The following is a 12,762-nucleotide window of genomic DNA, read 5'->3' on the forward strand; positions in this document are numbered from 1 at the left end:
TTTATCCTAAGCACTTCGACTACGCTCAGTGCAAGCATTCTCAAAGGTCGGGATGACAATTACATATCAAATTTTAACTCACATGCCTCAATATCAAGGTAACATTTTTAGTTTCTTTGCTATTAACTATAGAGAACAACGCACTTTATCACGTATGAAAACATCTCCTCCTATTTCCTTGGTTCCTTTTGTATTCATTAGCTTTTTCATAATCACATGCCATACTATACATGCACAAGTAGAAAAAGACACACTATTGGCTTCTCAATATTTTGCAACTGCGGATACCTTATTAACGTATAGAAAATTAGACAGTGCAGTAGTCTATTTTAAAAAAGGATTACCTATTTATACCAAAGCTAAAACCTGGGAACGTGTTGCACGATGTTATAACAAAATTTCTGAGAGTCAATGGAGAAATGAGAAATATGAAGAATCATTATCTAGTGCAAAACAAGCCTTAGCGGTTAGCGATCAATATTTACAAGAAAACAATAGAGAGAAGGCATATGGATTTGATAATATTGGAGATTATTACCGAAGAAAGAAATTAGATTTAGATAAAGCTTTGGCATATTATCAAAAAGCTTTAAAAATTAAATTAACTATTTTTTCTAAAAATCATTTATATGTTGCTGACTCTTATCAAAGTATTGGAAATACCCTTCTTCTGCAACGAAAATATAATAAAGCATTAGAATATTATAAAAAGGCTATAGTTATTAGGGAAGATAAATTAGGGCCTGATCATATAGATACCGGAATGTCCTATTTTAATCTTGGTTTGACCTATGATAGAAAAGAAGAATATAATAAAGCATTACTCTATTTTAATCATGTATTAGCAATAAGAATAAAAAAGTTAGGAGAAAATCATAAAGATGTCGCTTTATGTAATCGAGTTATTGGATGGCTATATCAAAAAAAAGGAACTTATGATAAAGCGATTCCTTATTTAGAAAAGAACTTGTCTATTTTAATTCATATTTATGGAAAAAAACATCATACTCTTATTGATGCTTTTAATACTATAGGGATTTGTCACAAACAGAAAGGAGATTATAACAAGGCATTGACTTATTATAATCAGGCAATTGATATTGAAAATAATCAGTCTGAACAGAATAAAAAGAATTATCATTTTTCAGTTTATAATAATGTTGGAGTTATTTATAAATATAAAGGACAATATGAAAAAGCCTTGAAATATTATATAAAGGCACTTCATACCAATTTAAAAAGAGGGAGTAATAATAAACATATTGCTCTTAATTATAACAATATTGGAAAAATATACAGATTAAAAGAAGATTATGACGAAGCTCTGGATTACTATAAAAAAGCATTAAGTATACGAACTAAGACATTTGATGAAAATAACTCTGATATAGCATATTCTTATCATGATATTGGAGAGTTATATACTATAAAAAAGAAGTATAATAAAGCTTTGTTTAATACAAAAAAAGCATTAGAGATACGACAAAAAGTATTTGGAGAATACCATCCTGAGATAGCGGATTCTTATGTAAGTCTTGGAAATATTTATAAGAATAAAAAACAATATAAACTTGCTTTAGAAAACGATCAAAAAGCACTAAGAATACGACAAAAAGTATTTGGAGTACATCACCCCAAAGTTGCAGTATCCAATAACGATATCGCAAATGTATATACACTACAAAAAGATTATAAAAATAGTCTGTTATACTACAAAAAAGCAATTAATGCTAATATAAAGGGGAATCAATACTTAGATTCAAATGTTCTATTGACCACTTTATCAGGCAAAGCCAAAACCTATATTGGTTTGTATAAAGAAAGTAATAATAGTGACGACCTTAATCAAGCTATAGCTACCTATAAAAAAGAAGATACGTTAATCAATGATATCAGACAAACGTTTACGACCTATCAAGACAAAGTAGCCTTTGCCCAAAAAGCAAAAGATGTCTATCAAGGCGCGATACAAACACAATTGTTATTATATGCGATACAAAAAGAGCAAAGTACTTTGGAGCGTGCTTTTTACTATGCGGAGAAAAGCAAAGCTAATACCCTTAAAGAGTTACTTAGCGAAGCAAATGCAAAGAATTTTACAGGCTTACCAAACGATGTGTTAACCTTAGAAAAAGAATTACGAATTGATAAAGCGTTTTATCAATCCAAAGCTACAGAATCCTTCAATAAAGTGAGTTCGGACTCTGTCGAAAGGTTATCAAGAATGACTACCTATGAAAACAAACTATTCGACATCAACAGAAAACAAGACTCACTAACCCAAGTCTTAGAAAAAAACTATCCTAAATATCATCAACTTAAGTACCAAAATGATATCGTTTCTGTTACCGATATCCAACAGCAATTAGATGATAAAACTACAGTATTAGAATTTTTTACAGGAGATAGTATCTCTTATGCATTTACTATTTCTAAACATGATATCAAGGTAAAAGAGCTTTCTACTCCAAAACTCACAGAACAGGTCGAAGCATTCCGTAAAAGCATCATAGATCAGGATGTTCGATCTTATAAAAAACAAGCAAATATATTATACCAAAAACTTATCGCTCCAATAGTAGATGAATTGATAGGTGATGAACTGATAATCGTTCCCGATGGTCCTTTATGGCATCTTAATTTTGATTTACTATTAACTCAAAAAGATGATTCTAATAATCCCGCACTCTTATCTTATCTCCTAAATGATTACGCCATCACTTATGCTAATTCTGCAAATCTATTATTTGCCCCTTTTAAAAACAGTCAGCACTCAGAAACCCTACAGGAGTGTCTTGCATTTTCCTTTTCAGATAGCACACAAACCACAGCAACCAATACAGTGCGATTAGCGACGCTAAGAGATGCCGGAGGTGATTTACCAGGAACTCGTGAAGAAATCAGAGCAATTGCTGATATTATCGATGGACAATATTATTATGGTTCGCAGGCGGTAGAAGCTAATTTTAAAAGCAATGCAAGTCGATATAACATACTACATCTGGCATTACATGGAGAGGTAGACAACGAAAGACCAGAGAACTCAAAACTCTATTTTACCAAAAGTAAAGACACCATAGAAGATAACCTATTGTATAGCCATGAATTATTTGCTTTGGACATCCCTGCAGAACTCACAGTATTAAGTGCGTGCAATACGGGTGCAGGTAAAATTGCCAAAGGAGAAGGAATTATGAGTTTGGGTAATGCTTTTCAATATGCAGGAACCAAGAGTTTGTTATTGACGAATTGGGAGGTGTCTGATAAAACCACACCTGATGTGATGAAATATTTCTACATCAACCTAAAAGCTGGCATGAATAAAGGTAAAGCCCTACAACAAGCCAAACTAGAATACCTAGCCAAGGCAGATATTAATCGAACAGCTCCTTTTTATTGGGGAGCGTTTTATTTAGTTGGAGATGCTGCTCCTATGCATTTTGAAAACAACACACTTGTATATTGGGCTATGGGATTAGGTGTTTTAGGAATAATAATTCTTGTAGGGTTTTGGTATAGAAGGAGGAATAAAGTTTAACTAGTATTTTCAGACCTGTCAGGTCCATTATACAAAATCAGATTCCGGATCAAGTCCGGAATGACATGTAAACCCATTGTTGAATGCATTTACCCTTAACCCTGTCATTCCAGTCCTTCGACCTAGCTCAGGATAAACTAAAGGCTGGAATCTATTATTAAATATTCCTAAGTAGATCCCAGATCAAGTCTGGGATGACAAGAAATACTTTCTACTTCAAGTAGGAACAAAATCTATATTTAAAAAAACTATTGCATCATGCAGAAACATATTTCCCCGACAAAATATTTTCTTCTATAAGAAAGAGTACAAAAAACAGTCATTAATTACTTATTTTAGTACCCGCAGAATATATGCTATGATATTAGTTACAGGTGCCACAGGTTTAGTAGGAACTCATCTATTGGTTAGATTAATAAAGGACAAACAGTCTGTACGTGCACTATACAGAACCGAAGCCAAAAAAGAGCATGCTAAAAAAGTGTTTTCCTCATATTTCTCTGAGGAAGAAGAACACTTATTCGAAACCATCCAATGGGTACAAACTGATATAAGTGATATCCCAACACTTACCGAGGCTTTTGAAGATGTCACTCATGTGTATCATTGTGCTGCCAAAATTAGTTTTAATCCTTCTCACTATAAAAAATTACGAAAAGCCAATATTGAAGGTACTGCTAATATTGTAAATCTTTGCCTAATACAAAACGTAAAGAAATTATGCTATGTGAGTTCGATCGCAACCCTGGGAGAAAATATATCAGGTGCTGCTATTAATGAAAATGCAGAATGGAACCCCGAAGTTCCTAATTCGGTATATGCAATTACCAAATACGGTGCAGAAATGGAAGTCTGGAGAGGCGTACAGGAAGGACTGGATGCTGTGGTCGTAAATCCAGGAATTATTATCGGACCAGGTTTTTTTAATAGTGGTAGCGGATTTCTATTCAAAAGAATCCATGCCGGGATGAAATATTATACCACAGGAATAACAGGATATGTAGATATTGAAGATGTGATCAATATCATGACTCGACTTATGAATAGTACATTTACAAATCAACGTTATATTCTTGTTAGCGAAAACATAAGCTACAAAAGTGCCTTTTCTATGATTGCTAAAGGATTACAGAAGCCTATCCCTAGCAAAAAAGCTACTCCTTTCTTAATGAAAATAGCATATCACGCACAGCGTATCAGTCATTTTTTCTTTAGAACAAAACGATCTGTATTTCTATCGTCAATACGCAGTGCATTCTCTAATAGCTACTATAACAATGATAAGATTAGGACAACATTAGACTATGATTTTATCACGATGGAAAAAAGCATACAAAAAACAGCTACTTATTTTCTAAATCAGGAGTAGGAGTAACTCGCTTTTTCTTAGCCATTTCGATTTCATCTTCGATAAGAAGATCTTTAGTATTGATCAATTCATCTTCGATTTTCAACGTATCTAAACTCTTCTGTATAGAATCTTCTATTTTTTTAATAGAGTCTTCCTCCTTTTTTAATGCTTCAAACTTAGTTCTTTCTTTTTCAAGTTTTGTTTTCACTCTTTCAAAAAGAGCTTTATATCTTTCCATATCACTGGTATACCAAGTGTTGTTTTCTGCAAAAACAATACTATCAATATCATATTTCCTAAGAATAAAAGCTTCGGGATTAATACTGTCCTCTACAAATGTTTTTCTATTTGATGATTTTGCTGCTTTTATAAAAGCGATATCCGATAGGATGTCAACCATACGATCTTCATCTATTATTATTTTTGGCTTTTCAGCTTTATCCAAACTCTGACATGCAATACAACATGTTAGAAAAACTATAGCATATATTAGGTTTCTAATCATCTATCAAAAGTTAATCGTTGTGCATGTCGCACCTCATAAAATTTAAAATTTTTGTATACTAGACTTCCGTTTACAAAAGTATGCGTGATTCTTGATTTAAACGTAGTTCCTTCAAAAGGAGACCATCCACATTTATAAGCAATATTATCCTTGTTTACAGTCCAGGGAGCGTTTAGATCTACTAAGACTGCATCTGCATAATATCCTTCTTTAATATATCCACGTTTCTCAATCTGGAATAATATTGCGGGATTGTGACACATTTTCTCCACAATTTTTTCTAAAGTTATTTTACCTTGATGATAAAATTCTAACATTGCTGGAAGTGCGTGCTGCACCAAAGGACCTCCTGAAGGGGCTTTGGTATACACATTATCTTTCTCTTCTATAGTATGTGGAGCGTGATCTGTAGCAATGACATCAATTTTATCTTTCAATAGTGCTTTTAATAAAGCATCTCTATCTTTTGATGTCTTTACAGCTGGATTCCATTTAATTAATGTCCCCTTTTCTTTATAATCAGCATCAGAAAACCATAAATGATGAATACAAACCTCGGCAGTAATTTTCTTTTCCTTTAGCGGAATTTTATTGGTAAATAACGCTAATTCTTTTGCTGTAGAAAGATGAAAAACATGTAATCTTGCTCCAGTTTTTTTTGCTAATGCTATAGCTTGAGATGATGACAAGTAACATGCTTCTTCACTTCTGATAGTTGGATGAAGTTCAATAGGAATATCATCCCCGTATTTTTCTTTATATTCTGCCGTATTTTTTCTAATTGTTTCTTCGTCTTCACAATGCACTGCGATCAATAAATCTGTAGATGAAAATATTTTTTCTAATACTTCTGGATTATCTACTAACATATTTCCTGTAGAAGACCCCAAGAACAATTTAAGTGCTGCTACTTTTTTAGGATCGACCTTTAGAATTTCTTCTAAGTTATCATTAGTCCCTCCAAACATAAAAGAATAATTTGCGTAACTTGTTTTTGCAGCGATTTCAAATTTTTCTTCGAGTTTTTCTATGGTAGTGGTCTGAGGATTGGTATTAGGCATTTCTATAAAAGAAGTAATCCCTCCGGCAATAGCTGCTCTGGATTCTGTTTCTATATTTGCCTTATGTGTCAATCCAGGTTCTCTAAAATGCACCTGATCATCTATTACCCCTGGTAATAGATATTTTCCTTCGGCATCAAAAATATGCACATCAGGTGATTTTGCACTTATCTGTGGTGCAATTTCCTTAAAGACACCATTTTCTATATATACATCTCCATTAAAAACATTTCCTTCATTAACAATGTTGGCATTTTTAATAAGTACATTCTCCATGATCATATTTCGTAACGATTAAATAAGCTGTTAAATTTCATTTTTATAACTCCAAAAACTGCTTCAGAAATAATTCCTTTACTCATTTTTGAAGCCCCACGTGTTCTATCTGTAAAAATTACAGGAACTTCTTTTATTTTAAATTTTAATAAGTGTGCTTTAAATTTCATTTCTATCTGAAAAGCATATCCCACAAATCGAATTTTTTTAAGATTTATTTTCTCCAATACCTCTCTTTTATAACAGATAAATCCGGCAGTTGTGTCATGAATATCCATTCCTGTTATAAATCGAACGTATTTTGAGGCTCCCCAAGACAATAAAACTCTACTCATTGGCCAATTTACTACATTGACTCCAGTAACATACCTAGATCCTATGGCAATATCAGAAGATCCTTTTGCACAAGCATTATATAACCGTATGAGGTCATTAGGATTATGAGAAAAATCGGCATCCATTTCAAAAACATAAACATAAGATCGTTCTAATGCCCACTCAAAACCTGCTATATATGCAGTTCCCAGTCCAGATTTTACTTCTCGTTCTAGTAAAAAAAGAGATTCTGGATATTCTAATTGTAGTTCTTTTATCTTGGCAGCAGTTCCATCTGGAGAATTATCATCTACGATCAAAATGTGAAAATCACGCTGAAGCGAAAATACATTTCTAATGATTCGCTCCACATTCTCAATTTCATTATAGGTAGGGATTATGACTAATGCGTCCACCATCTAGGCTATTTTTCAGGCAAATATAACTAAATAATTACTAGATATTTTCTTGTTTTTATAAGTTAATTGATCGTAATTTTACCCCTGAATACAATATGGAATATATTTTACGCGAAATAACACCTACCAACTGGCTTACCATTTTAATTATGGCGTGCCTAATGCTCCTAGTGACAGCCAAGGGTGTGAATACCCTACGGTTTTCTGATTTTATCATGTTACTAGGCAATAATAAATATATTATATCTAATCAAAAACAAAATAAACTTTCATCCTTATTTAACGCAATCTTGCTTTTATTTCAGGTAGTTTCGGTATCATTGTTTATATATTTATGTTTTGATGTCTTTAAATGGAATGTAGCTCCCAATGAAATTACATTATATTTTAAAATTGCAATCTTATATACGGTTATCGTTGTTTGTAAGTTATTAATAGAAAAAATTATTGCCGCTATTTTTTCTATTGATTCTATAATTGATGAATATTTATTTTACAAAGTATCCTATCGCAATTTTATGGGTGTCATCCTATTACCTGTCAATATCATATTTATATATGCTGTACATCCTTCTAAAATTGCTTTTATAATACTATTGATTTCACTGTCTATTCTAAACATAATTGTGCTCGTTTCCTTTTATAAGAAAAACGAAAATGTTATTTTAAACTACTTGTTTTATTTTATTTTGTATCTTTGCGCACTTGAAATCGCACCCTATTTTATACTATATAAGCTTATTAGTAATTAGTAGGACCTTTACAAAAAGAAAGAATATATATGAAAGTGAAAACAATTTTGGTCTCACAGCCGGAGCCTAAAGTGGAAAATTCACCTTATTTTGATTTAGAAGAAAAGGAAAAGGTAAAAATTGACTTTATCCCCTTCATTCATGTAGAGGGAGTTGATGCAAAGGAAGTAAGATTGCAAAAAGTAGATTTATCACAATACACTGCTATTATTCTTACTAGCCGTAACTCTGTTGATCATTTCTTTAGAATAGCTGAAGAAATGCGCTTTAAGGTTCCTGATACACTTAAGTATTTCTGTCAAAGTGAGGCTGTAGCCTATTATCTTCAGAAATATGTGGTATACCGCAAAAGAAAGATTTACGTGGGAAAACGTACTTTTCAGGAATTATCCCCACTAATCAAGAAGTATAAAAACGAAAAGTTCTTATTACCTTCTTCTGATAAGTTAAAGCCCTTAATTCCAGATACTTTAAATAATCTAAAAGTAGACTGGAAACAGGGGATTTTTTACAAAACTGTGGTAAGCGATCTTTCTGATCTAAGAGATGTATTTTATGACATTTTGGTTTTCTTTAGTCCTTCTGGAATACAGTCATTATTTGAGAATTTTCCAGATTTTAAACAAAACGATACTCGAATTGCTGTTTTTGGTAACTCGACGGTAAAAGCTGCAGAAGAGCATAATTTGATTGTTAATATTCAAGCTCCTACACCAGAGACTCCGTCAATGACAATGGCGCTTCAGAAATATATCAAAGAAGCAAATAAAAAATAACTAGAGTTTTAATCTTAAAGGCACATATCTCTAGGTTAAGATAAAGTTATTCATATAAATAAAAAGGTCTGAAAATTAATTTTCAGACCTTTTTATTTTAATATTAGCATTCTTTTCCTTTAAAAAGAGTAACGCTGTGGACCTCCTCGTCTAATTTCTTCGTTAGCATAAGCTTCGAATTTTTTGAAATTCTCTCTAAAAGCATTTGTTAACTTAAATGCAGTTGTGTAATACGCTTCATCATCATTCCAAGTAGTTCTCGGACTCAACACACTTGTAGGAACACCAGGACACTCTCTTGGTTGCGCTACTCCAAATACCGAGTGAATGTGATATTTGTCGTATGAATATGTTCCTAAATCTCCGTTTAACACTGCGTTTATCATAGCTCGAGTATACTTCAGTTTCATTCGGGTTCCTACACCATAAGACCCTCCAGTCCAACCTGTATTTACAAGCCATACATTTACACCAGTATCATTCATTTTCTTAATTAACATCTCTGCATATTTAGCAGGATGCAACGGCATAAATGGTGCTCCAAAACATGCAGAAAACGAAGGTGTAGGCTCTACAATCCCTGCTTCTGTACCTGCTACTTTTGCAGTATATCCAGACATAAAATGATATGCTGCCTGACTAGGTGTTAGCTTAGAAATCGGAGGAATTACTCCAAAAGCATCAGCAGTCAAAAAGAATATATTCTTTGGGTTTTTACCAATAGAAGGTTTCTGTATATTTTCAATATGATGAATTGGATAGCTAACTCTGGTATTTTGAGTAATTGACGTATCAGCAAAATCTACAACACCGTTATCGCCAATGATTACATTCTCAAGAATTGCTCCTTTTTTAATTGCTCTATATATTTCAGGCTCTTTCTCTTCGGCAAGGTCAATAACTTTTGCATAACACCCTCCTTCAAAATTGAATATGGTATTTTCTTTAGTCCACCCATGTTCATCATCTCCTATCAATTTACGGTTAGGGTCTGTAGATAATGTAGTTTTACCAGTACCAGAAAGACCAAAAAATATAGCAGTATCTCCATCTTCTCCTACGTTAGCAGAACAATGCATAGGAAGCGATTCCTTATACACAGGTAAAATAAAATTCAACGCAGAAAAAATACCTTTTTTAATTTCTCCAGTATATCCTGTACCTCCTATTAATGCAATCTTTTTTTCAAAATTTAATATCGCAAAATTGTGTTGGCGCGTACCATCTACAGCAGCATCTGCCATAAAACCTGGTGCATTAACAATTAACCATTCTGGATCAAAATCTTTTAACTCCTCATCTGTTGGCCTCAAAAACATATTATACGCAAACATATTTGACCAAGGATACTCGTTAATCACACGTATATTTAATTTATACTCGGGATCCGCACAAGCATAGCTATCACGTACAAAAACCTCTTTTCCAGAAAGGTAGTTTGTTACCTTATCGTACAGTGCATCAAATGCATCTGGATCAAAAGGAATGTTGATATCTCCCCACCACACTTTGTCTTGTGTGATCTGATCTTTAACAATAAAACGATCCATAGGAGAACGACCAGTAAATTCACCGGTGTTAATTGCCAGTGCGCCTGATGACGTAATCTTTCCCTGACCTTTTTGCACTACTTCATCCTCAAGATCTTGAGGTGATAATTGGTAGCGCATTGTAGCATTTTCAATACCGTAATGCTTTAACGAAAACGTTTTCGTAATTGGATACAGTGGTTCCATAAAAATATGTTGTGTTTTGTTATGTACGTGCAAAATTATAAATAATAATCACACCAACCGATAAAAAATCATTTAATCTTAACTAACGAAATTATAAAGAAAATCCATCCAAGAATTAACAAAAAACCTCCTAAAGGTGTAATAAAACCAATACTTGACAGAGAAACTCCTAATACTTCATCTATTACCAAAAGGTATATTGACCCCGAAAAAAGGGTTATTCCCCCCAGAAATAAATAAAAAATTCTCTTTTTGGAAGTAGAACTCAAAATAGTCATATTTCCTAAAATCAAACACACAATCGCATGATACATTTGGTATCTGACTCCGGTAGTAAAAGAATCAATACTTTCTGCGTTCACTAATTTCTCCAATCCATGAGCTCCAAAAGCTCCCAATAACACCGCAAGCAATCCCATCACACCCCCCGTAATCAAAATTGTTTTATTCGTAGATATTTTATTCATAATTGACTATACTAGCTATTAAATTTTAAAATTTAGACACATTTTTATCAAAAACATAATTAATCCGTCAAAATTGAGAACCTACTTTTTACGGTATTTACTACATTCGTATCAAAGTTATTAAAATATCATCAGGTATGCGAAAGATCTTAGTTATTGGTGCAGGTAAATCTACAGCGGTATTAATTAAATATTTTCAGGATAAATCTATTACTGAGAATTTATTTATAACGATAGGTGATATTTCTGTTGAAAATGCCAAAAACTTGGCAAATGATCACCCAAACACCAAAGCAATTCTTTTGGATGTTTTTGATCAAACTTCTCGTCAAAACGCTATTCAAGATGCTGACATTGTAGTTTCTATGCTTCCTGCACGTTTTCATATCGAAGTTGCAAAAGATTGTTTGACGTTTAACAAATGTATGGTTACTGCCTCCTATGTAAGTAAAGAGATGCAAGAACTCGATACTGAAGTTCGAGAAAAGGGATTGATTTTCATGAATGAAATTGGGGTAGATCCTGGTATTGACCATATGAGTGCTATGCAAGTTATAGATCGCATACGTAACCAAGGAGGAAAAATAATTCTATTTGAATCCTTTACAGGCGGGTTAGTAGCTCCCGAAAGTGATACTAATCTTTGGAATTATAAATTCACCTGGAATCCCCGTAATGTAGTAGTAGCTGGGCAAGGTGGAGCAGCAGAATTTCTTCAGGAAGGCACATATAAATATATACCATATCATAAATTATTTAGAAGAACAGAATTTTTAGAGGTTGAAGGTTATGGTCGTTTTGAGGCATATGCAAACCGAAATTCATTAAAATACCAGAGCATCTATGGATTAGAAGATATCTTAACCCTTTATCGAGGGACCATAAGAAGAGTAGGGTTCTCCAGAGCCTGGAATACCTTTGTGCAATTAGGCATGACTGCTGATGATTATACTATTATGAACTCTGAGCATATGAGTTATCGAGATTTTACGAACTCTTTTTTAGCCTACTCTCCTTCTGATTCGGTAGAATTAAAACTTCGTCATTACCTCAAAATAGATCAGGATGACATCATGTGGGATAAACTTCTAGAGCTTGATCTTTTCAATCCTAATAAAAAAATTGGAATTCCAAATGCAACACCAGCACAAGGACTTCAAAAGATTTTGATGGACAAATGGACACTGGATGACGGTGATAAGGATATGATTGTCATGTATCATAAATTTGGTTATGAGTTTAATGGTCAACAAAAACAAATAGATGCAACTATGGTAAGCACTGGTGAAGATCAAACATATACTGCTATGGCTCGAACTGTGGGACTCCCTGTTGCAATGGCCACCCTGCGCATACTAAACAAACAAATTTCTCTTACAGGGGTTCAGATACCTATCCATGAAGAAGTATATGCTCCCATACTTAAAGAGCTTGAAGAGTACGGTATTATATTTAAAGAAAAAGAACGTGACTATCTTGGTTATAATCCTGATGGAGTAAAAGGATAAATCACATTAGTAGTATAGAAAGGAAATCTACATAACAAAATATTACAATAAAATATAT

General features: G+C 33.1%; 10 protein-coding genes. 5 read left to right on the forward strand and 5 right to left on the reverse strand.

Annotation, left to right across the window (positions count from 1 at the left end; all coding sequences use genetic code 11):
• Nucleotides 1-82: 82 nt before the first annotated feature.
• Together DK442_RS03140 and DK442_RS03145 are read left to right on the forward strand one after the other, a co-directional pair.
• Nucleotides 83-3,538 (forward strand): tetratricopeptide repeat protein, encoded by a 3,456-nt coding sequence (locus DK442_RS03140; protein WP_160114028.1) that lies wholly within the window; start codon nucleotides 83-85, stop codon nucleotides 3,536-3,538.
• Nucleotides 3,539-3,896: 358 nt separating this feature from the next.
• Nucleotides 3,897-4,907: an NAD-dependent epimerase/dehydratase family protein gene (locus DK442_RS03145; protein ID WP_109434372.1), complete on the forward strand. Its 1,011-nt coding sequence runs from the start codon at nucleotides 3,897-3,899 to the stop codon at nucleotides 4,905-4,907.
• On the opposite strand, the gene DK442_RS03150 is transcribed toward DK442_RS03145, so the two are convergent.
• Genes DK442_RS03150 through DK442_RS03160 form a run of 3 tightly spaced genes read right to left on the reverse strand, consistent with a single transcriptional unit; the run spans nucleotide 4,882 to nucleotide 7,465 of the window.
• Nucleotides 4,882-5,394 (reverse strand): DUF4296 domain-containing protein, encoded by a 513-nt coding sequence (locus tag DK442_RS03150; protein WP_109434373.1) that lies wholly within the window; start codon nucleotides 5,392-5,394, stop codon nucleotides 4,882-4,884. The genes DK442_RS03145 and DK442_RS03150 overlap by 26 nt on opposite strands.
• On the reverse strand, nucleotides 5,391-6,731 hold the full coding sequence (locus DK442_RS03155) for a dihydroorotase (RefSeq protein ID WP_109434374.1): 1,341 nt from the start codon (nucleotides 6,729-6,731) through the stop codon (nucleotides 5,391-5,393). Before DK442_RS03155 ends, DK442_RS03150 begins: the two co-directional genes overlap by 4 nt.
• 2 nt (nucleotides 6,732-6,733) lie before the next feature.
• Nucleotides 6,734-7,465, reverse strand: a complete 732-nt coding sequence (locus DK442_RS03160; RefSeq protein WP_109434375.1) for a polyprenol monophosphomannose synthase — start codon at nucleotides 7,463-7,465, stop codon at nucleotides 6,734-6,736.
• A 95-nt stretch (nucleotides 7,466-7,560) separates the two neighbouring features.
• On the opposite strand from DK442_RS03160, the gene DK442_RS28845 reads away from it, so the two are divergent.
• Both DK442_RS28845 and DK442_RS03170 read left to right on the forward strand, forming a co-directional pair.
• Entirely contained in the window at nucleotides 7,561-8,217 is a 657-nt protein-coding gene (locus DK442_RS28845) for a DUF4271 domain-containing protein (protein WP_109434376.1), read from the forward strand.
• A gap of 29 nt (nucleotides 8,218-8,246) precedes the next feature.
• Nucleotides 8,247-8,993, forward strand: a complete 747-nt coding sequence (locus DK442_RS03170; RefSeq protein ID WP_109434377.1) for a uroporphyrinogen-III synthase — start codon at nucleotides 8,247-8,249, stop codon at nucleotides 8,991-8,993.
• A gap of 119 nt (nucleotides 8,994-9,112) precedes the next feature.
• Here the strand turns inward: DK442_RS03170 and pckA are convergent, their stop codons facing one another.
• Both pckA and DK442_RS03180 read right to left on the reverse strand, forming a co-directional pair.
• Entirely contained in the window at nucleotides 9,113-10,729 is a 1,617-nt protein-coding gene (gene pckA / locus DK442_RS03175) for a phosphoenolpyruvate carboxykinase (ATP) (protein ID WP_109434378.1), read from the reverse strand.
• Between the two features lie 68 nt (nucleotides 10,730-10,797).
• The gene (locus DK442_RS03180; protein WP_109434379.1) at nucleotides 10,798-11,196 is read right to left on the reverse strand and encodes a DUF423 domain-containing protein; all 399 of its coding nucleotides are present in this window, start codon (nucleotides 11,194-11,196) and stop codon (nucleotides 10,798-10,800) included.
• A gap of 137 nt (nucleotides 11,197-11,333) precedes the next feature.
• On the opposite strand from DK442_RS03180, the gene DK442_RS03185 reads away from it, so the two are divergent.
• Nucleotides 11,334-12,704: a saccharopine dehydrogenase family protein gene (locus tag DK442_RS03185; protein WP_109434380.1), complete on the forward strand. Its 1,371-nt coding sequence runs from the start codon at nucleotides 11,334-11,336 to the stop codon at nucleotides 12,702-12,704.
• Nucleotides 12,705-12,762 lie beyond the last annotated feature (58 nt).

The organism is Aquimarina sp. AU119 (assembly GCF_900312735.1).
GTDB lineage: Bacteria > Bacteroidota > Bacteroidia > Flavobacteriales > Flavobacteriaceae > Aquimarina > Aquimarina algiphila.

Bases quoted from the DNA above. Each gene is read 5' to 3' on its own strand.
- DK442_RS03150 (WP_109434373.1), bottom strand. From the start codon at position 5,394: ATGATTAGAAACCTAATATATGCTATAGTTTTTCTAACATGTTGTATT.
- DK442_RS03170 (WP_109434377.1), top strand. From the start codon at position 8,247: ATGAAAGTGAAAACAATTTTGGTCTCACAGCCGGAGCCTAAAGTGGAA.
- DK442_RS03155 (WP_109434374.1), bottom strand. From the start codon at position 6,731: ATGGAGAATGTACTTATTAAAAATGCCAACATTGTTAATGAAGGAAAT.
- DK442_RS03140 (WP_160114028.1), top strand. From the start codon at position 83: ATGCCTCAATATCAAGGTAACATTTTTAGTTTCTTTGCTATTAACTAT.
- DK442_RS03185 (WP_109434380.1), top strand. From the start codon at position 11,334: ATGCGAAAGATCTTAGTTATTGGTGCAGGTAAATCTACAGCGGTATTA.
- DK442_RS03145 (WP_109434372.1), top strand. From the start codon at position 3,897: ATGATATTAGTTACAGGTGCCACAGGTTTAGTAGGAACTCATCTATTG.
- pckA (WP_109434378.1), bottom strand. From the start codon at position 10,729: ATGGAACCACTGTATCCAATTACGAAAACGTTTTCGTTAAAGCATTAC.
- DK442_RS28845 (WP_109434376.1), top strand. From the start codon at position 7,561: ATGGAATATATTTTACGCGAAATAACACCTACCAACTGGCTTACCATT.
- DK442_RS03180 (WP_109434379.1), bottom strand. From the start codon at position 11,196: ATGAATAAAATATCTACGAATAAAACAATTTTGATTACGGGGGGTGTG.
- DK442_RS03160 (WP_109434375.1), bottom strand. From the start codon at position 7,465: ATGGTGGACGCATTAGTCATAATCCCTACCTATAATGAAATTGAGAAT.